The sequence below is a fragment of the Amycolatopsis sp. WGS_07 genome, assembly GCF_045278895.1.
In the GTDB taxonomy this organism is placed as follows: Bacteria; Actinomycetota; Actinomycetes; order Mycobacteriales; family Pseudonocardiaceae; genus Amycolatopsis.
Genome location: NZ_CP136053.1, coordinates 637,886 through 655,874, shown reverse-complemented (window position 1 = coordinate 655,874; position 17,989 = coordinate 637,886). Strand labels below are relative to the sequence as shown.

Genomic DNA, 17,989 nt, shown 5'->3' with positions numbered 1-17,989 from the left:
GGGGAGGCGGAAGCGAGTGGTGGGAAACAGCCCGTGGCTGCCGAGGGACCGGCCGGGGGCGGGAAGCGATCGGCAGGAAACAGCCCCTGGGTGCCCCGGAGCCGCCGGGAGGGCGGTGTGCGCAGCGCTCCCGGCGGCTCCAGGGCGGTCGGGCGGCCGGGGCGGTGATCCCAGTGCACGGCACCGGCGTGCGCCGACCTGGTGAGCAAGCCTTCCGGCTGGATCAATTTCGAACTTAGCCCAGGTCCCGGGCCTGCGGAGGGTCCGTTCCCCGATCGTGTCGGCGGAACCACGCTGCTGGGCGGGTATCGATCGGGGCACGGGTTCCGCACCCCGCGAGGGACAATCGGGTCCTGGCGGGAGGATGATCGGGGCATGGCCGGGTTCAGGGCCCGTCATCGGCGGGCGGTTGCGGACGAGGCGCTCGTTCGCGCGCTTTTCGAGGAGCATGGGCGGGCGATGCTCGCCTACGCCACCCGGCTGCTCGGCGATCGCGCGGCGGCGGAGGACGTGGTGCAGGAGGCGCTCGTCCGGGCGTGGCGGAGTCCGGACAGCCTGGTCAACGGGCGGGGGTCGGTGCGCGGGTGGTTGCTCACCGTGGTGCGGAATCTGGTGATCGACCGGGTCCGGGCGAAGGAGGCTCGGCCGCAGGAGGTCGCTGAGGCGGCGTCGGGCGGGCCGGTTGAGCGGGATCATGCCGATCAGGTGGTCGACTCGATGGTGGTGCTCGCCGCGCTGGACGGGCTTTCTCCGGAGCATCGCGAGGTGCTCGAGCAGATGTATTTGCGGGGACGCAGCGTCGCCGAGGCGGCTGAGCGGCTCGGGATTCCGCCGGGCACGGTCAAGTCCCGCTCGTATTACGGGTTGCGGGCGTTGCGGGAAGAGTTCCGGCGAGCGGAAGGAGTGGCCGGATGAACACTGCCGACGAACACGTCGACCTGGCGGGATACCTGTCCGGTCAGCTCTCCTCGGGCGAGCGGCGCGACGTCGAGGCGCATCTGGACGGGTGCGAGCGTTGCCGGGCGGAGGCTGCCTCGCTGCGGGAGGTGCAGAGTTTCCTCGGCGAACTGCCGCCGGAGGCGTTGCTGGACGGGCCGCCGGTGGGGGCGGACCTGGTGATGCGGCGGACGGTGGACCGGGTTCGCGCGGAGTCGCGGGCGCGGGCTGGGCGCGGGCGGTGGATGGCGGTCGCCGCGGCGGTAGTGGTGGCCGCGGCCGCGGTGGGGGTCGGGGTGTTGGTGGGGCGCAGTTCGTCCGGGCCGGCGGTGGCCGTGCCGACCGCGCCGCCGTCGGCGAGTGCGGTTCCTGGCACCAAGGTGGTTTCCGGGGCCAGCGGGCAGGCCCGGCTTACCGCGAACATCGTTCCGCAAGCGGGGTGGGTGCGCGTGGACGGTTCGGTGACCGGCATCCCGGCCGGGGAGAAATGCCTGCTCGTGGTGCTGGGCAAGGACGGCCAGCGTCAGGTCGCGGGCGGCTGGATGGTGTCCGAGCGGGCGGCGCGCGACGGCGCGAATCTCTACGGCACGGCGGTCGTCGACCCTGCGCAGGTGACGGCGGTGGTCATCGAGAACACCGCCGGGCACCGGTTTGTCGAGGCGGACGTCAGCTGAATCGCCGGTCGAGCCAGTCGCGGGCGGGTTGCCACGGTTCGTCGGACGGGTCGATCAGGCGGAAGTGGTCGACGCCGGGGAGTTCGACGTACTCCACGTCGTCCCCGGCCGCCTTCGCTGCGGCGACGTAGTCACGGCTGTGCGCGACGGGGACCCGGACGTCGGCGTCGCCTTGTACGACCAGTTGCGGGCTGCCGATCGGCAGTTGCCGGATCGGGGACGCGGCGGGGTCGTCGCCGGTCAGGAACAGTCCGGCGGCGCCTTCGCCCAGCTCTTCGGCCCTGGCGCGCGGGACGTCGGTGATCGGGGCCAGCGCGATGACGCCGGAGAGTTCCCGTCCGGCAAGCAGCGCCAGGTGCCCGCCCGCGGAGTGTCCGATCGCGACGGTCGGCAGCGCGGCCGGGCGGTCGACGGCGGCGATCGCGGCCAGGACGTCCTCCAGGGTCTGCGGCCAGCCGCCGGTGTCGCCGTCGACGCGCCGGTACTCCAGGTTCGCCACGTACCAGCCCGCTGCGACGAGGTCGGCCGCCATCGGGTCGAGCTGGTGCAGGTCGTGCCGGGCGCGCCACCATCCGCCGTGCAGCAGGATCGCGGTGCCCCGCCCGCCCGGGGCGCCGTGGAGTTCGACGAACTGGCTGGGCTCGCTGCCGTAGCGGAGGGTTTCCATGCTGGCCATTAGATCACCATCGCGCTAGCCGTTCGTGCACTCTTGCGAGCCCTTCGTGGGCCGCGCGATACGCCTCGTACAGGCTGGTCAAGTCGGTCTCGGGGGCGAAGGTCCGCTCTACGGCGACCGTCGAGGCTGCTGCGGTTTCGACGGCTGGATACCGTCCCGCGCCGACTGCGCCGAGAAGAGCGGCTCCGAGCGCGGCGCTGTCGTGGACGCGGAGGCGTTCGACGGGACGGGACAGAACGTCGGCGTGCAGTTGCGTCCAGAGGTCGCTGCGCGCGCCGCCGCCGGAGAACGTCACGGACGGAAGGCGTTCGCCGCAGGCTTCTTCGACGGTTTCGAGCACGTGCCGGGCGGAAAACGCGACCCCGGTCAGCACGGCTCGCGACAGGTCGGCGGTGCTTGTGGACGAGGTCAGGCCGAGGAAGCTGCCGCGCAGGTCCGGATCCCACAGCGGCGCGCGTTCGCCTTGCAGATGCGGCAGGAACACCACGCCGGGCTTGCCTTCCGCGGCGGACGCGAACACGTCCGGCACGGATAGCCCGGACACTCGGCTCCACCAGCGGACCGCGTCGCCGGCCGCTTGCGTCGGTCCGGCGTGCACGACGACGTCGCCGCGTGGCGGGAAAGTGACCAGGCCGCGTACTGATTCGTTCCGGCGGGAGGCGGCCGCGACTACCAACGACGTTCCGCAGGTGACCATCGCGCGGCCCGGTTCCGTTGTGCGGGTGCCGAAAACCGCGCCGAACGCGTCCATTGTCCCGACGACGACCGGAGCGTCGCCCAAGACGGCAGCGTGGCCGAGGGGTTCCTCCGGAGCGAGCAGTTCCGGCAGGCGGTCGCCTAGCCCGTCCACGAGGGCGACCGCTTCGGGCAGGTAACCGGAAGCGCCTGCGATGCGCACGCCGGACAGAAGGTCGGTCGCGACCCGTCCGGTGAGCCGCGCGCCGATGAAGTCCTTGGGGCTCAGCATCCATCGTGCGCGGGACCATAATTCCGGGTGCTCGCGAGCGAACCACGCGGCCCGTGCGCCAGCGAACGACGCATCGAGCACGATAGGCCCGCCCCAGATGCGTTTTTTGTCGTCGTCGGTGAAGCGCGCGTCGAGTTCCGCGGCGATCTCCGCGCAGCGCTGGTCCTGCCAGATCACCGCCGGGGTGAGCGGTCGCAGTTCGCGGTCGGCGAGGAGATGAGTGTTGACCTGGCTGACGATCCCGGCCGCGCGCACGGAACCGGCGGGAAGTCCGGAAAGGACGGTGCGGAGCGCGAAGTCCGTTGCGCGCCACCACTCCTCGGGATCCTGTTCGGCCCAGCCGGGCCGCGGCCGGCGGATCGGGTACGGCGCGGAGTGCGCCGCGAGTTCCCGGCCGTCCGGCGCGAACGCCGCGACTTTCACCGCGGTCGTGCCGACGTCGATGCCGAGCAGAGCTTCTTCGTCCATGCCACAGGGGTACCAGGAATTCGCTACCTTCGAAGCATGACCTCTGCCGCGGAGAACTACCTGCGCGAGTACCACGATCGCAAACCGGACGCGATGTCCGTGCTGATCGAGTCCGGCCGGGTGGCCGGCGACGGCCGGACGAGCTACGAGGTGCTCGCCGATCGGGTCGCGCCCGCCCGCCGGGTGCTCGATCTCGGGTGCGGAGACGGTGCGCTGCTGGCCGTTTGCGCGCGGCGCGGCGCGGAAAAGCTTGCTGGCGTCGACCTGTCCTCGGGGCAGCTCGCGCTTGCCCGGCAGCGTCCTGAGCTGGCTGACGCGGAGCTTCATCACGGACGAGCGCAGGATTTGCCGTTCGCCGACGGGGCTTTCGACGCGGTCGTGTCGCACATGGCGTTCATGCTCATGGAGGACGCGGAAGCCGTCGCCGCCGAGGTGGCTCGGGTGCTGGCCTCGCGCGGGGCGTTCGCGGTGGTCGTCGGCGGTCCCGAATCGACCGGCGCGACGCCGGTGTTCCTGGAGCTGGCGCGGCCGCTGTTCCGGGAGGTGCCGGAGGAGCGGCGGGCCACCTACACCGACGAACGGCGCACGTCGAACCGCGAGGGGATCGACGAGGTGCTGGCACCGGCCGGGTTCGCGCCGGTTTCCTGGGAGCCGTACGAGATCGACCTGACCGCCGCGCCGGACGAGGTGTGGACGTTGTGCTGTGAATCGTATTACTCGACCGACACGTTGGACGACGTCCAGCTGGCCCGGCTGCGCTCGGCGTTCCTCGCCGAAACCGAGCATTTGCGCACCGCGGACGGCCGGCTTCCGGCGGGGCTTTGCGTCAACCTGGCCAAAACTGAGCTGCTGAAGTGACCGTTCGCGCTACCGTCACGGGCATGATGACGCCCGCCGAAGAGTTCCTGCGCGATTTTCACGACCGGAACCCGGCGGCAGCGTCCGAACTGGCCGAGCGGGGCCGGGTCGACGGGCGCTCGGTGTACGAGGCGTTCGCCGGCCACGTGGGCCAGCCGCGCAGCGTGCTCGACCTCGGCTGCGGGGACGGCGCGCTGCTGGCCGTGCTCGCCGGTCGTGGCGCCGAAAAGCTCGCGGGCATCGACCTTTCCGCCAAACAGCTGGAAGTCGCGCGCGGCCGGGCCGGGCTCGCTGACGCGGAGCTGCGGCCAGGTCGCGCGCAAGAGCTGCCGTTCGCGGACGACAGCTACGACGCGGTCGTGTCGCTCATGGCGTTGATGCTCATGTCCGACGTCGAAAAGGTGATCGCCGAGACCGCCCGCGTGCTGCGGCCCGGCGGCACCTTCGTGATCGGCGTGGGCGGCGGTGGAACCGATGCCCTCGAGGTGTTCCTGAAGGTCGCCCGGCCGCTTTTCGCGGTGGTGGCCGAAGACCGTCAGGTGCCGACCTCCGGCGATCCGCGCAGCCGCACCCGCGAAGGCCTCGACGCGCTGCTCGGCCCGGCCGGATTCGCGCCGGTCGAATGGCACGAGCTGCTGGTGGACCTGTCCGGCCCGCCGGATTCGGTGTGGCAGACCTGCCACGACACCTACTACCAGATCGACGCGCTGGACGAGACGCAGCTGATGGGGCTGCGGACCGCGTTCAGGGTGGCGACCCGGCCGCTGGTGACCCCGGACGGCACCTTGCCGGCCGGGGCGCGGATCAACGTGGCGACGACACGGCTGACCTGACCGGCGCGCCGAACCACTGCGTGAGCGCGGCGCGGAGCGACTCGACGTCGGGCTGGGCGTCGGTGGAGGACCAGGCGACGTAACCGTCCGGGCGGATGAGCAGGGCGGTCGGTGCCTCTCCCGTTGCCGTGGTGGACACCGTGGTGACGCGGTCGTGCCATGGCGCGGCTGCGTCGGCGAGCGCGGCGTCCGGGGTCAGGTCCAGCAGCACCGGGCGCGCGGCCCGATACGCGGCGGTGAGCGGGCCCGGATCGGCGAGTGGCAGGTCGGGAGCCCAGCGGCCGCTGCTCGGGTCGGTGCCGTAGTGGATGTCCGCACCCGACATCAGGTCGGCGACGTGCTGTCGCGCATCCGGATAGGACAGCAGTTCGGTGAAGAATTCGCGCAGCGCGGTGACTTCCGGGCCGGGCGCGACGAGCGCGCTCTGCGCCTGGGTATGCATCACGACGCGCTCGCTCACCGGGCGGCGTTCGCCTTCGTAGCTGTCGAGCAACCCCGGCGGAGCCCAGCCCTGCACCTCCGCGGCGAGCTTCCAGGCGAGGTTCGCCGCGTCCTGCAGGCCAAGGTTCAGCCCCGGCCCGCCGATCGCGGAATGCACGTGGGCCGCGTCGCCGACCAGCAGCACCCGGCCTCGCCGGTAGGTCTCGGCGATCCTGGTGTTGCCGCCGGTCAGCCTGCGCAGCAGGAACGGACCGGGACCGGACGGCGGTTCGAGCGGCAGGTCGGCCCCGAGCACCCGCTGTACGCTCGCGCGCAGTTCGGCCATGGTGAGCGGCTCGTCCTCGGCGAAATCGGCGGCTCCGCCGTGTTCGCTGGTCGACAGCACCGGATTCGCCGGGTCGAACGGCGCGAACACGGCCACCCCGGTTTCCGTCCGGTGGTGCTGGAACGGCGGGAGGACCCCGGTCTCCAGCTTGAGCCCGCCGGTCGCGGGATCGACGAACGACTCCGGGATCCGGACGTTCGCACTGCGGGACACCGACTCGTCCCACGTGACGCCGGGGAAGTCGATCCCGGCGAGCTTGCGCACGGTGCTGCGTCCGCCGTCCGCGCCGACCAGGTATCCGGCGGCGATTTCGTAGGGCCCGTCCGGCCCCTGCACCTGTACGGTCACCGAGTTCTCGTCCTGGGTCAAGCCGGTGATTTCGTGGCCCCGGCGGAGTTCGGCGCCGAGCGCGCGGACGTGCTCGATCAGGGTCTGCTCAAGTTCGTGCTGCGGCTTCGGCAGGAGGTACATCGGGTTTCGGGGCAGATCGGCGAATTCGATCGGGAACGCACCGAAGACGAACCGGGGAGCCGGAGCGGGTTCGGGGGCACCGGTGAGCTTCTCGAACAGGCCGCGTCGGTGCAGCAGCGGCACGACCTGGCCGACGAGACCGTTGGCGCGGCGCACGCCGTCGGGTTCGGCGAGCCGTTCCAGGACGATCGGGCGGACTCCGGCGAGGCAGAGTTCGGCGGCGAGCATCAGGCCGTTCGGCCCGGCGCCCGCGATGACGATTTCGGACACGGGGATCTCCTTGCGGGATCAGGGAAGCACCTCGGCGAGAGTGTCGAACGCCTGGTGCACGATGTCGGCCAAGTCCTTCGGCGGAGAGACGCGCAGCCATTCCTGGATGACCGCGCGCAGCACGCCGCCGGCGGTGGTGGCGATGAGCTGGACGCGGAGGTCGCTGGCCTCCGTGCCGAGGCGTTCCGCGATCGCTTCGGCCAGTGCTTCTTCGGCGGCCGCGTTGGCCTTGAGGAATTCGCCCGCCAGCGCGGGTTCCGCGATCATGACCCGGACTCCGGCGGTCCATTGTGGATCCGGCGCGCCCTCGGGAGCGTCCCCGCGGTCGACGTCGAGCTGCCTGAGCGTGGCCTCCCGCAGCGCGGTCCACAGCGGTTCCGACGCCGGGCGCGCGCGGAGGTGATCAGCGATCCCGCGGGCCCGGTCCTGGTGCCGCGCGACGATCGCCTCGGCTTTGCTGGAGAAGTAGTTGTTGACGGTGCGCGGCGAAACTCCCGCCTCGCGGGCGATCTCCTCGATGGTCACGTTCGACAGACCGCGTTCGACCGTGAGGCGGACCGCTGCCCAGGAGATGTCGACTCGGGTCTCTTGGCGGCGGCGGTCTCGGAGGTTGGGTCGTTCGGTCATGAGATCAGCGTAGCGCGCTACTTGCGTAATGCGCAAAGTTTGCGTGTTGTGCAAGTTTGAAGGGCGAGAAGAAGCCCGGGGCACGGATGCCCCGGGCTTCGCGGCGACGCGCGAGTCAGTCCTTGGTGCTCTTGAACGCGTCCTTGACCTTTTCGGCAGCCTGCTTGAGGTGGCTCGTGCCCTGCTCGGCCTTGCCTTCGGCCTGCCACTGCTCGTTGTCCGTGGCGTTGCCCACGGCTTCCTTCGCGCGGCCCTTGAGTTCGTCGGCCTTGTTCTCGAGCTTGTCGTTCACGATGCGTCCTCCCTTCTCCTTCTGCGGCTACCCGCTCCAGCGGGTGGCAAACGCGAGGGAACGGCTAAGGCAGCACCCGGCACAACGCGGCCAGCGCGCCCGACCACGCGCTCGCCGACGGAGTGCTGTAGCCGATCACCAGCGCGTCGCGGTCCGCGGGCGCGTCGGGATGCCGGAACGCGCCGAGTCCGTGCATCGACAGTCCTTGCCACGCGGACCCTTGCACCACAGCGCTTTCCTCGCCGCGCGGAACGTCCACCAGTACCTGCAGTCCGGCGGACAGCCCGGTCACCCGGGTGTTCGGCGCGTGTTCGGCCAGCGCCGCGACGAGCTGGTCGCGCCGGCGGCGGTAGTGCAGCCGCATCGCGCGGATGTGGCGGTCGTAGCTGCCGGAGGTGATGAACTCGGCCATGGTGAGCTGGTCGACCACGCCGGAGTACGGGTCGCGTTCGCCCTTCGCCTCGGCGGCGGCCCTGGCGATCCGCGGCGGCAGGACCATCCAGCCGAGGCGCAGGCCCGGGGCGAGCGCTTTGCTTGTGGTGCCAAGGTAAATCACGTGTTCCGGGTCGAGTCCCTGCATCGCGCCGACCGGGCTGCGGTCGTAGCGGAACTCGCCGTCGTAGTCGTCTTCCAGCACTAGGCCGCCGGTCCGGCGAGCCCAGTCCACCACCGCGGCCCGGCGGTCCGGGTGCAGCGCGACGCCGGTGGGGAACTGGTGCGACGGGGTCAGCAGTACCGCGCCGACGTCGGGCAGGTCGTCGAGGTGCTCGACCACCGCGCCGTCGGCGTCGACCGGCAGCAGCGGGGTGCCGAGGCCGATCTTGGCGAGATGCGCGTGGTGGACCTGGAGGCCGTACGACTCGACCGCGACCGCCGGTGTCGCACGCTGCTTCAGTACTTCGGCGAGCACAACGAGACTGTGTGACGTGCCGGTGCTGATCATGATCTGGTCCGGGTGCGCGCGTACGCCGCGAGTGCGGGCGAGGTATGCGGCTATGGCTTCGCGCAGCTCGGGGCGGCCGAACGGATCGCCGAGGCCGAACGCGTCGTCGGGCGCGCCGGTCAGCGCGCGGCGCGCGGCTTTCAGCCAGTCCGCGCGAGGGAACGCGGACAGATCTGGCTGGCCGGGGCGTAGATCGTGCACGATCCGGTGGCGCGGCGCGGGCTTCGGCATCGTCGGTGCGGGCGCGGTTTCCGCGCGCGGGGCGACGCGGGTCGCGGCACCTTGTCTCGCGGTGAGCCAGCCTTCGGCGACGAGTTCCGCATACGCTTGCGCCACGGTGTTCCGGGCGATTCCGAGATCCGCGCCGAGGGTGCGGCTGGACGGCAGTTTCGCCCCTGGGGTCAGGCGACCGGTGCGGATCGCGTCCCGCAGCGCCTCCATCAGGCCGTCGCGCAGGCGGGGCCCGCGCAGGTCGAGGTGGAGGTCTTCACTCAGCGAACTGGCCCACTCCGCGCGCACGGAAATGGACCATAACAGAGTGCCAATCGCTCGTAGGGTCGATGTCATGACCACGACAGAACGACTTCCGGTACAACCGCTCCGGCTCAAGATGGCGGAGCTGGCACCCGAGGCGTACAAGGCGATGATCCGCTTCGACGCCGCGACCCGGCACGGCCTCGACCCGGTCCTGCGGCAGCTGGTCTGGATCCGGGCTTCGCAGATCAACCACTGCGCCTTCTGCATCGACATGCATTCGAAGGACGCGCTGGCCGCCGGCGAAACGACCGAACGCGTCATCCAGCTCTCCGCGTGGCGGGAGTCGAAGCACTTCTACACGGCGAAGGAGGTCGCCGCGCTGGAGCTGACCGAAGCGGTCACTGTGCTCACCGACGGCTTCGTGCCCGACGACGTCTTCGCGCGCGCCGCGGAGCACTTCGAGGAGACCGAGCTGGCTCAGCTGATCGCGACGATCACGGTGATCAACGCGTGGAACCGGTTCGCGGTCACGACGCGGATGGTGCCCGGCGAATACGTGCCGGGAGAGCATTGAGCCTGGTGGTCTGGACCACTATGTGAGCAGGATCGCGGGCGGCCATACCGGCAGTTTGACCGGGGAAGCGGAAAAGGGCATCCGAGATTTCGGGTGCCCTTTTCCGGGTCTCGTGACTTAACCGATCCAGTCTGATTACTGACCGTGCTTGCATTGTCTGGTGTATCGAGGGTCGGCGGTGTAAGCAGATGCTTAAAAGCTTGGTGGGCGGCGGTTTGGTGTCTTATTGACGGCTTGTGACGGCGACTACTGACGGTGAGTTTGACCCGCGAGGGTGAGGTTGATTCCGGAGGCCGTAGTTAGCGTGGTCGGAGCGATCCAGCCGCGGTTTCCGGATCGCAGTCCGCTCTCGTGGAAATGGAGTTCCGTGATGACCCGGGGTGACGCACCGGTGGTCTGGCTGATTGCCGGTACCCGGCCGGAGGCGATCAAAATGGCGCCGGTCGTGCAGGAGATGCGCCGGTCCGGACGGCTCGAGCCGGTGCTCGTCGCGACCGGGCAGCATCCGGAGCTGGTCGACCAGGTGCTCGCGGCGTTCTCGCTGGCCCCGGACCTGCGGCTCACGCTGGACCGGGTCGACGGCGGGCAGCCGGAGCTGGTGTCGCAGCTCGTCACCGGGCTCGACGCGTTCGCCGCGCGCCGTCCGCCCGCGGCGGTGCTGGTGCAGGGCGATACGACGTCCACTGTGGCCGGTGCGCTGGTCGCGTTCTGGCGTCGGATTCCCGTGGTGCACTTGGAAGCCGGGCTGCGTTCGTTCGATCTGCAGTCGCCGTTTCCGGAGGAGCTGAACCGGCGGCTGGTTACGCAGACGGCGAGCTTGCATCTGGCCCCGACGCCGGCGGCCGCGCAGAACCTGCGGGCGGAGAACATCGACGACAGTGTCCTGCTGGTGACCGGAAACACTGTGGTGGACGCGATTTCCCGGGTGACTGACCGGCCAGTGTCCTTTGCCGACAGTGCGGTCGCCGAGGTGGTCGAGTCGGCGACGCGGGGCGAGTGCCGGTTGGTTCTGGTGACCGCGCACCGCCGGGAGTCCTGGGGCACGCCGCTGCTGAGGATTCTGTCCGCTGTGGACATTCTGCTGGCGCGTCATCCGGACGTTCGCGTGCTGCTGCCGATGCACCCGAATCCGGCTGTGCAGGAGGCGGTCACCGCGGCACTCGCCGGCAACCCGCGGGTGGTGCTCACTCCGGCGCTGCCTTATGAGCAGACCGCGGCGGCGATCGCGGCGAGTTCGCTCGTGCTGTCCGATTCCGGTGGTATTCAAGAGGAAGCTCCGACGTTCAAGGTTCCGGTGCTGGTGCTGCGGGACACGACGGAACGGATGGAGGCGGTCAACGCCGGGTGCGCGATGCTGGTCGGTACGGACGCGGACTTAATTGTGGACACTGCGTCGAAGCTGCTGACCGATCCGGCGCAGCGGGCGGCGATGAACGCGCGCACCAATCCGTTCGGTGACGGTCGAGCGGCGGAGCGCACTGAGCAGGCGGTGGCTTGGATGCTTGGCCTGGCCGCGGAAGCTCCGGAGCCGTTCACGCCAGAGCTGGCCGAGGTCGGGCAGTGAACCAGCGGTTCCCGGCGTGGTTGCGGCTTGGGATCATCGTCGTCGCGGTGGTCAGCTTGGTGGGCGGGATCGTCGTGGTCGTCTCGGACGACGGCTCAGGTTCGGCGGCGGCTGATCCGGTCGAACCGGTTCTGCGGCAACCGAAAATCGGGATGGCCGGGCCGGGCGGTCGCGACGATCGGCGCACGTTGGTGCTGTTCGACGACGGCCGGCGGCTGCGGCCGAGCCCGCCCGCGACGCAGGTCGCGGAGGAGGCGCAGGCCAACGCGATTCAGACGGCGAATCTGGTTTCCCGTTCCACCGCTTGGCGGATGCTGCCTGCCGCCGACTACCGGCGCGGCGAGCTGAACGAGTACCAGGCAGTCGTCTACGTCGGAACGGTCTACGACGCGCAACTTCCGTCGGCTTTGCTGGACGACGTGAGCCGGACTCGGCTGCCGGTGATGTGGATCGGCAGCAATATCTGGCAGCTGTTCGATCGCGCGCCGGAGCTGGCTGGGAAGTGGGGCTGGACCTGGGCTCCTTTTCGGGAGGACAAGGTCACGACGGTGTCCTATCGGGACACTGAGCTGCGGCGTGACCCGAACGCGGGGATCGACGTTGTGGGAGTGCGGGTGACCTCGCCGAAGGCGAAGGTGCTGGCGCAGGCAAAGTCCGCCGAGGGAGTGACCTCTCCGTGGGCGGTCCACAGTGGATCTTTCACGTATCTCGCTGAAGTGCCGTATTCCTATGTCGGCGCGGGCGATCGTTATCTGGCAGCTGCGGACATTCTTCTCGGCGTGCTTGCCCCCGATGCCCCGGAACGTCGGCGCGCGTTGGTGCGGGTTGAGGACATCGGCCCGCGTACGCCGCCTGCGGAAGTGCGGGCGATCACGGACTATCTCAGCGGCCACGGCGTGCCGTTCTCTCTCGCGGTGTACCCGTACTACGCGGATCCGCGCGGGTCGGCGAATGGTGGGAAGCCCACGTTCGCGCGGCTGGTGGACAGTCCGGAACTCGTTGTGGCCCTGCGCGATGCGGTCGCGCGCGGCGGGACCTTGGTGATGCACGGGTACAGCCATCAGTACGGCGAGACGGGTAATCCGTACTCGGCGACCAGCGCTGCTGACTACGAGTTCTACCGCGCGACCGTGGACCATCAGGACAATGTGAGGCTCAGTGGTCCGGTTCCGGAGGATTCGCCGGAGTGGTTCCGCGGCCGGATCGCGACCGGTCTCGCCGAGTTCGACCGGGTCGGCCTGCCTCGGCCGGATTCGTTCGAGTTCCCGCACTACGGTGGGTCCGCAGTGGACTATCAGGAAGCTGGCCGGATCTTCCCGGCGCGGTACGACCGTGGGAGCTACTACGCCGGACAGTGCGACGGCGGCCAATGTGGACGGACTGACGTGTCCTATCGCGAGGTATACGGCCAGTTCTTCCCGTATCCTGTCCGCGACGTCTACGGGACGGTCGTGGTGCCGGAGAACGTCGGAAACGTGGCTCCAGCCAAGTTCAACCAGCACGCCGCGCGCACTGCCGACGACATCCTGGCCGACGCGAAAACGCATCGCGTGGTCACCGACAGCGTCGTCAGCTTCTTCTATCACCCGTTTCTTGGCATCGGCGACCTTCGGAAGGTGGTCGAAGGCATCGAGGGGCTCGGCTACCGCTTCGTGTCCCCGGCCGCCGTTGCTGCTTGAGTTTCTTCTGGAAGGAAAAGAATGTCTGTCACCCGGGTCGCTCCCGCGGTCGTGTCCGCCGCCGCGATCGGTGTCGCGCCGTTCCACGGGGTGTTGTGGTTTGTCTTGTCCGTCGTCGGATTCGTGGCGATGGCGTTGACGGTCCGTTCGGTTCGGTTGCGCACCAGCGGATCCCGGGGCCGGCACGCGGCATGACGCAGCCGTGGTGGTTCGTGCTGCTGCTGTGCTGGTGGCCGGTGCACAACCTGGTGCTGGCGGCGTTCGCGTGGCGCGCGCCCCGGCCCGCTTCGGAGCGCGCGCCGAGCCTTCTGCGGTTCTGGATTGTCATTCCGGCGCTGAACGAAGAGCGCGTCATCGCCAACACAGTGCGGAACGCGCTACGGCTGGGCAGTTCGGAAACGCCGGTGCGAGTGCTGGTTATCGACGACGGCTCCGACGATGCGACGCCGGAGATTGTCGCCGGTATTGCTGACGATCGGTTGCACGTCTTGCGTCGTGACTTGCCGAATGCGCGACAGGGTAAAGGCGAGGCGCTGAACGCGGGTTATCGGTACATCGACGCCATTGCGGCGCGAGAGGGCACTGTCGCGCAGACGGTCGTCGGCATCATCGACGGTGACGGGCGTGGCAGTGCGGGACTGCTCACTGAGGTCGCGGCGATGTTGCGCAGCCGTGGGGTCGGGGCGGTGCAGTGCCGGGTGCGGATCCACAATAGACACCGGCTGCTGGCGTTGTTGCAGGACTTGGAGTTCGGGGCGATCGCGGATGCGTCGCAGTCGTTGCGCGATGTCCTCGGCAGCGTCGGAATGGGCGGGAACGGGCAGTTCACGCGGCTGTCGGTGCTGCGGAAGTTCGGCCCGTCGCCGTGGAGCGACTGCCTGGTCGAGGATCTTGAATTGGGGCTGCGGCTGCATCTCGCCGGGGTGCGGATCCGGTACACGCAGCGAGCTTGGGTGACGCAGCAGGGGTTGGAAGACGCGCGCCGGCTGCTGCGTCAGCGGACTCGCTGGGCGCAGGGCAATCTCCAGTGCTCACGGCATTTGCGGAGTCTCGCGACGTCACGATTCATTGCCGGGACTGGGTTGTTCGACTTCCTCGTCTACCTCGTCGTGCCGTGGCTGACCGTTCCGTTGTCGTTGATCGCCGCGGCTTTGCTGGTGATCGTGCCGGTGGCGGTGTTGACCGGGAACTCGTTCGGCGGCTTGGTGGCGGAGACCGGGAATCTGATGCAGGCGGTGGTGTGGTGGTTGGCTGCGTTGCTGCTGCCCGGAATCATGTGGGCGATCGTCTACTTTGTCCGGTTGCGTGATGAACCCTTGCGGCGGGCGTTGCTGGCCGGACTGTGTTATCCGGCCTTCCTGTTGCTCGGGGTGCTGGCGACCTGGCGGGCCGTGTTCCGGATCGTCTTGAAGCGGAACGTCTGGGCGAAAACGGAAAGGCTGGCAGAGTTGCCAGCCTGACCGTCCTCACAGCGTACGCAGCAGCCGCACCGGGTTTTCCATGCAGTCGGCGACGAAGCGGAGGAATCCGCCTGCTGTACCGCCGTCGCAGACACGATGGTCGAACGCCAGTGTCAGCTCAGTGATCTTGCGGGCGGTGACTTGACCGTCCACAATCCACGGTCGGTCGATGATCCGGCCGACGCCGAGGATCGCCACCTCCGGGTAGTTGATGATGGCGGCCGAACCGTCCACTCCGAACACGCCGTAGTTGTTCACGGTGAATGTGCCGCCGGTGAGGTCGGCCGGGGTGAGCTGTCCGGCTCGGGCTTGGCCGGTGCGGTCGGCGAGTGCGGCGGAGAGGTCTTCCAGGGTTTGCTGATGCGCGTTCTGGACCACGGGGACGACCAGGCCGCGGTCGGTCTGTGCGGCGAAGCCGAGATGGACGGCGGACGGGATGACGATCTCGTCGCCGTCCAAATGCGCGTTCAGCTCGGGGAAGCGGTGCAGGCCCGCGACGGCGAACCGGGCGATGAGCGCGAGCAGGCTGATCTTCGGGGCGTGTGGATCGCTGTTGAGCGCGGTGCGCAGTTGCAGCAATTCGGTCGCGTCGACGTCCACCCAGACGGTCGCCTCGGGGATCTCTCGGCGGGAGCGGGTGAGTTTGTCGGCGACGGTTTTGCGCAGGCCGCGCAGCGGGATTCGTTGCTCGTCCGGGGTCGGTGCGGGGGCGGCTGGGGTGGCTAGGGTGGCGATCGCGCGTTCTACGTCGGCGCGGCTCACGATGCCGTCCGTGCCGGTTCCGGTGAGCTGGTGGAGGTCCACTCCGGACTCTCGGGCGAGGCGGCGGACGAGCGGGGAGACCACGCGGATGCGGTCCGAAGTGGACTTCGGCACTGGGGCAGGAGTTGGTGCGGGTGCCTTGCTGCCGCGTGGCCGCCTCGCGCGCCGCGTGCCGGTATGGCTGGTGCCATATCCAATGAGGACGTTCCCGCTGCCTTCCGGCGTCACGACGCCGGGTTCGGTGAAGTCCGCGGCACTGTCCACAGTGATCAATGGGCTGCCGACGGTCAGCACGTCGCCAGCCGCGCCGTGCAGGGTCGCGACCCGGCCCGCGAACGGCACCGGAACCTCGACGCTCGCCTTCGCGGTCTCGACCTCGACGACTGTCTGGTCGACCGTCACGGTGTCGCCGACCGCGACGTGCCACGCGACGATCTCCGCCTCGGTCAGGCCTTCGCCGAGGTCAGGCAGTTTGAAGACAGCCATCACTTCTCCCCGTCGAGCGGTGCCGCGTCGTCCCACTGGAGCCGTTCGATCGCGTCCAGGATCCGGTCGACGCCCGGCAGGTGGTGCTGTTCCAGATTCGGTGCCGGATAGGGAATGTCGAATCCGGCGACGCGCAGGACCGGCGCTTCCAGGTAATGGAAACAGGTCTCGGACAACTGCGCGGCGACCTCGGCGCCGTAACCGCAGAACCGGCTTGCCTCGTGCACCACAACCGCGCGCCCGGTGCGTCGGACGGACGCAGCGACCGTTTCCAGATCGAATGGCGCGAGGCTGCGCAGATCGATCACTTCGGCGCTATAGCCCTCTTCAGCGGCGGCTTCGGCTGCTTCTAGCGTCGTGCCGAGCGCGCCGCCGTAGGAAATCAGGGTGACGTCGCTGCCTTCGCGGCGAATCACTGCTTTGTCGAGTCCGGGCGAACGGCGTTGCGGGTCAACGGTTCCCTTTTCCCAATACCGGCGTTTGGGCTCCAGGAAAATGACCGGGTCCGGGCTGTCGATCGCTTCGCGCAGCAGCGTGTAGGCGTCGTCCGGCGTGGCCGGGGTGACGACGCGCAGGCCAGCCGTGTGCGTGTAGTAGACCTCGGACGAATCGCAGTGGTGCTCGACGCCGCCGATGCCGCCGCCGTAGGGCACCCGGATCACCACGGGCAGTTCGACCTGGCCCTTGGTGCGGTTGCGCAGTTTGGCGAGATGGCTGGTGATCTGCTCGAACGCGGGGTAGGCGAAGGCGTCGAACTGCATTTCGATCACCGGGCGGAGGCCGTTCATCGCCATCCCGATCGCGGTGCCGACGATGCCCGATTCGGCCAGCGGCGAGTCGAAGACGCGAGCGTCGCCAAAGCGGGCGGCCAGCCCGTCGGTGACGCGGAAGACGCCGCCGAGCGTGCCGACGTCTTCGCCGAAGACGAGCACACGTTCGTCCTCGGCGAGCGCGTCGGCGAGGGCGCGGTTGAGCGCGCCGGCGAGGGACAGCGTCGTGTCCAGGGTGGCGGTCATGCCTGGTCCTCTGTGTTCTCGTTCGCCAGTTCGGCGGCCTGCTGGCGCAAGGCGGCGGTCGGTTCGGCGTAGACGTGCCGGAAGAGGTCCGCCGGGTCGAGCTGCGTGTCGACGTTCATTCGCTCGCGCAGTGCGGCTGCTTCCTCTTCGGCGCGCGCGTCGATCTCCTGCTGCGCCTTGTCATCGAGGAGGCCACGGTCGGTGAGGTACTGCTTGAGGCGGCTGATCGGGTCGCGCGTGAGCCACTGCTCGACTTCGGCCTTGTCGCGATAGCGCGTCGCGTCGTCGGCGTTGGTGTGCGACTCCATGCGGTAGGTGACAGCTTCGATCAGCGTCGGCCCTTCGCCCGCTGCGGCGCGTGCGACGGCCTGCTCGACGACAGCGTGTACGGCAGCGGCGTCGTTACCGTCCACGAGTACGGACGGCATGCCGTAGCCGACACCCTTGTACGCGAGCGAAGGCGCAGCAGTCTGCTTCTCGAGCGGGACGCTGATGGCGTAGCCGTTGTTCTGTACGAGGAAGACCACCGGTGCCTTCCAGACGGCGGCGAAGTTCAACGCTTCGTGCGTGTCGCCTTCGCTGGTGGCACCGTCACCGACGAGAACGAGCGAGACCGTGTCTTCGCCCTTCACGCGCGCAGCGTGCGCGAAGCCGACCGCGTGCAGTGTGTTGGTGGCAAGCGGCGTGCACTGCGGCGCAACGTTGGCGCGGTACGGGTCGTAGCCGCAGTGCCAGTCGCCGCGGAGCAGGGTAAGCACTTCGACCGGGTCGACGCCGCGCGCGACGACGGCCATCGAGTCGCGGTAGGTCGGGAAAAGCCAGTCCTGCGGGCGAAGCGCGAGGATCGAGCCGATCTCGGCGGCCTCCTGCCCGCGCGCCGACGGGTACACCGCGAGCCGGCCCTGCTTGGTGAGCGCGGTGGCCTGGGTGTCGAAGCGGCGTCCGGAAACCATGCCGCGGTAGAGGCGGAGGAGGACGTCCTCCGCGGGCATCGCGAGCGCCGGGTCCGGCGTCGGCGTGCCGTCGGCGCTCACGAGGCCGAGCGGCTCGTCGCTGGGCAAAAAGCAGGACGCGGCAGTGCGTTCCGTGGTGGTCACCGACAGCTCCCATCGACGAAGACGAGTAGGCCCTGATACTCGCTGTCTGGCGATCAGTGATCCAGACTTGTGCGGGAACTGTGGAATGATGGC

18 protein-coding genes are annotated in these 17,989 nt (G+C 69.3%); 9 read left to right on the top strand and 9 right to left on the bottom strand.

Annotated elements, in window-relative coordinates; all coding sequences use genetic code 11:
- Nucleotides 1-375 precede the first annotated feature (375 nt).
- Both RPX00_RS02795 and RPX00_RS02790 read left to right on the top strand, forming a co-directional pair.
- Complete coding sequence (locus RPX00_RS02795) at nucleotides 376-915, top strand: sigma-70 family RNA polymerase sigma factor (protein ID WP_406637157.1); 540 nt, start codon at nucleotides 376-378, stop codon at nucleotides 913-915.
- On the top strand, nucleotides 912-1,610 hold the full coding sequence (locus RPX00_RS02790) for an anti-sigma factor family protein (RefSeq protein ID WP_406637155.1): 699 nt from the start codon (nucleotides 912-914) through the stop codon (nucleotides 1,608-1,610). The genes RPX00_RS02795 and RPX00_RS02790 overlap by 4 nt, the downstream gene beginning before the upstream one ends.
- Here RPX00_RS02790 and RPX00_RS02785 read toward each other — a convergent pair.
- Together RPX00_RS02785 and RPX00_RS02780 are read right to left on the bottom strand one after the other, a co-directional pair.
- The gene (locus tag RPX00_RS02785) at nucleotides 1,603-2,286 is read right to left on the bottom strand and encodes an alpha/beta hydrolase family protein (RefSeq protein WP_406637153.1); all 684 of its coding nucleotides are present in this window, start codon (nucleotides 2,284-2,286) and stop codon (nucleotides 1,603-1,605) included. The two genes, RPX00_RS02790 and RPX00_RS02785, sit on opposite strands and share 8 nt — an antisense overlap.
- Nucleotides 2,287-2,290: 4 nt before the next feature.
- The gene (locus RPX00_RS02780; RefSeq protein ID WP_406637151.1) at nucleotides 2,291-3,721 is read right to left on the bottom strand and encodes an FGGY-family carbohydrate kinase; all 1,431 of its coding nucleotides are present in this window, start codon (nucleotides 3,719-3,721) and stop codon (nucleotides 2,291-2,293) included.
- A gap of 36 nt (nucleotides 3,722-3,757) precedes the next feature.
- Between RPX00_RS02780 and RPX00_RS02775 the strand changes: the two genes are divergently transcribed.
- Nucleotides 3,758-4,579 carry a methyltransferase domain-containing protein gene (locus RPX00_RS02775; RefSeq protein ID WP_406637149.1) on the top strand — a complete coding sequence of 274 codons (822 nt, stop codon included), beginning with the start codon at nucleotides 3,758-3,760 and terminating at the stop codon, nucleotides 4,577-4,579.
- Nucleotides 4,580-4,602: 23 nt separating this feature from the next.
- Nucleotides 4,603-5,412, top strand: coding sequence for a class I SAM-dependent methyltransferase (locus tag RPX00_RS02770; RefSeq protein WP_406637147.1), 810 nt, complete (start codon nucleotides 4,603-4,605; stop codon nucleotides 5,410-5,412).
- Here RPX00_RS02770 and RPX00_RS02765 read toward each other — a convergent pair.
- The 4 genes from RPX00_RS02765 to RPX00_RS02750 all read right to left on the bottom strand — a co-directional run bounded on the left by RPX00_RS02765 (nucleotide 5,384) and on the right by RPX00_RS02750 (nucleotide 9,300).
- Complete coding sequence (locus RPX00_RS02765) at nucleotides 5,384-6,919, bottom strand: FAD-dependent monooxygenase (RefSeq protein WP_406637145.1); 1,536 nt, start codon at nucleotides 6,917-6,919, stop codon at nucleotides 5,384-5,386. The two genes, RPX00_RS02770 and RPX00_RS02765, sit on opposite strands and share 29 nt — an antisense overlap.
- An 18-nt stretch (nucleotides 6,920-6,937) precedes the next feature.
- On the bottom strand, nucleotides 6,938-7,546 hold the full coding sequence (locus RPX00_RS02760; RefSeq protein WP_406637142.1) for a TetR family transcriptional regulator: 609 nt from the start codon (nucleotides 7,544-7,546) through the stop codon (nucleotides 6,938-6,940).
- A 115-nt stretch (nucleotides 7,547-7,661) separates the two neighbouring features.
- A complete protein-coding gene (locus RPX00_RS02755; protein ID WP_406637140.1) occupies nucleotides 7,662-7,838 on the bottom strand; it encodes a CsbD family protein in 177 nt (58 codons plus the stop codon).
- Nucleotides 7,839-7,902: 64 nt separating this feature from the next.
- Nucleotides 7,903-9,300: a PLP-dependent aminotransferase family protein gene (locus RPX00_RS02750; RefSeq protein WP_406637138.1), complete on the bottom strand. Its 1,398-nt coding sequence runs from the start codon at nucleotides 9,298-9,300 to the stop codon at nucleotides 7,903-7,905.
- Between the two features lie 46 nt (nucleotides 9,301-9,346).
- On the opposite strand from RPX00_RS02750, the gene RPX00_RS02745 reads away from it, so the two are divergent.
- The 5 genes from RPX00_RS02745 to RPX00_RS02725 all read left to right on the top strand — a co-directional run bounded on the left by RPX00_RS02745 (nucleotide 9,347) and on the right by RPX00_RS02725 (nucleotide 14,535).
- Complete coding sequence (locus RPX00_RS02745) at nucleotides 9,347-9,832, top strand: carboxymuconolactone decarboxylase family protein (protein ID WP_406637136.1); 486 nt, start codon at nucleotides 9,347-9,349, stop codon at nucleotides 9,830-9,832.
- Between the two features lie 370 nt (nucleotides 9,833-10,202).
- A complete protein-coding gene (wecB, locus tag RPX00_RS02740) occupies nucleotides 10,203-11,396 on the top strand; it encodes a non-hydrolyzing UDP-N-acetylglucosamine 2-epimerase (protein ID WP_406637134.1) in 1,194 nt (397 codons plus the stop codon).
- Entirely contained in the window at nucleotides 11,393-13,075 is a 1,683-nt protein-coding gene (locus RPX00_RS02735; protein ID WP_406637132.1) for a DUF2334 domain-containing protein, read from the top strand. Before wecB ends, RPX00_RS02735 begins: the two co-directional genes overlap by 4 nt.
- 21 nt (nucleotides 13,076-13,096) lie before the next feature.
- Entirely contained in the window at nucleotides 13,097-13,270 is a 174-nt protein-coding gene (locus tag RPX00_RS02730) for a hypothetical protein (protein ID WP_406637131.1), read from the top strand.
- Entirely contained in the window at nucleotides 13,267-14,535 is a 1,269-nt protein-coding gene (locus tag RPX00_RS02725) for a glycosyltransferase family 2 protein (RefSeq protein ID WP_406637129.1), read from the top strand. The genes RPX00_RS02730 and RPX00_RS02725 overlap by 4 nt, the downstream gene beginning before the upstream one ends.
- Before the next feature lie 6 nt (nucleotides 14,536-14,541).
- On the opposite strand, the gene RPX00_RS02720 is transcribed toward RPX00_RS02725, so the two are convergent.
- Genes RPX00_RS02720 through pdhA form a run of 3 tightly spaced genes read right to left on the bottom strand, consistent with a single transcriptional unit; the run spans nucleotide 14,542 to nucleotide 17,896 of the window.
- Nucleotides 14,542-15,783, bottom strand: a complete 1,242-nt coding sequence (locus RPX00_RS02720; RefSeq protein ID WP_406637127.1) for a dihydrolipoamide acetyltransferase family protein — start codon at nucleotides 15,781-15,783, stop codon at nucleotides 14,542-14,544.
- On the bottom strand, nucleotides 15,783-16,799 hold the full coding sequence (locus tag RPX00_RS02715) for an alpha-ketoacid dehydrogenase subunit beta (protein WP_406637125.1): 1,017 nt from the start codon (nucleotides 16,797-16,799) through the stop codon (nucleotides 15,783-15,785). The genes RPX00_RS02720 and RPX00_RS02715 overlap by 1 nt, the downstream gene beginning before the upstream one ends.
- Complete coding sequence (gene pdhA, locus RPX00_RS02710; RefSeq protein ID WP_406637123.1) at nucleotides 16,796-17,896, bottom strand: pyruvate dehydrogenase (acetyl-transferring) E1 component subunit alpha; 1,101 nt, start codon at nucleotides 17,894-17,896, stop codon at nucleotides 16,796-16,798. The genes RPX00_RS02715 and pdhA overlap by 4 nt, the downstream gene beginning before the upstream one ends.
- Nucleotides 17,897-17,989: the final 93 nt, after the last annotated feature.

What these genes read in the sequence shown, in the direction of transcription:
- RPX00_RS02795 (WP_406637157.1), top strand. Translation starts at nt 376, where the DNA reads ATGGCCGGGTTCAGGGCCCGTCATCGGCGGGCGGTTGCGGACGAGGCG.
- RPX00_RS02725 (WP_406637129.1), top strand. Translation starts at nt 13,267, where the DNA reads ATGACGCAGCCGTGGTGGTTCGTGCTGCTGCTGTGCTGGTGGCCGGTG.
- wecB (WP_406637134.1), top strand. Translation starts at nt 10,203, where the DNA reads ATGACCCGGGGTGACGCACCGGTGGTCTGGCTGATTGCCGGTACCCGG.
- RPX00_RS02770 (WP_406637147.1), top strand. Translation starts at nt 4,603, where the DNA reads ATGATGACGCCCGCCGAAGAGTTCCTGCGCGATTTTCACGACCGGAAC.
- RPX00_RS02785 (WP_406637153.1), bottom strand. Translation starts at nt 2,286, where the DNA reads ATGGCCAGCATGGAAACCCTCCGCTACGGCAGCGAGCCCAGCCAGTTC.
- RPX00_RS02720 (WP_406637127.1), bottom strand. Translation starts at nt 15,783, where the DNA reads ATGGCTGTCTTCAAACTGCCTGACCTCGGCGAAGGCCTGACCGAGGCG.
- RPX00_RS02715 (WP_406637125.1), bottom strand. Translation starts at nt 16,799, where the DNA reads ATGACCGCCACCCTGGACACGACGCTGTCCCTCGCCGGCGCGCTCAAC.
- RPX00_RS02730 (WP_406637131.1), top strand. Translation starts at nt 13,097, where the DNA reads ATGTCTGTCACCCGGGTCGCTCCCGCGGTCGTGTCCGCCGCCGCGATC.
- RPX00_RS02760 (WP_406637142.1), bottom strand. Translation starts at nt 7,546, where the DNA reads ATGACCGAACGACCCAACCTCCGAGACCGCCGCCGCCAAGAGACCCGA.
- RPX00_RS02775 (WP_406637149.1), top strand. Translation starts at nt 3,758, where the DNA reads ATGACCTCTGCCGCGGAGAACTACCTGCGCGAGTACCACGATCGCAAA.
- RPX00_RS02780 (WP_406637151.1), bottom strand. Translation starts at nt 3,721, where the DNA reads ATGGACGAAGAAGCTCTGCTCGGCATCGACGTCGGCACGACCGCGGTG.
- RPX00_RS02745 (WP_406637136.1), top strand. Translation starts at nt 9,347, where the DNA reads ATGACCACGACAGAACGACTTCCGGTACAACCGCTCCGGCTCAAGATG.
- RPX00_RS02790 (WP_406637155.1), top strand. Translation starts at nt 912, where the DNA reads ATGAACACTGCCGACGAACACGTCGACCTGGCGGGATACCTGTCCGGT.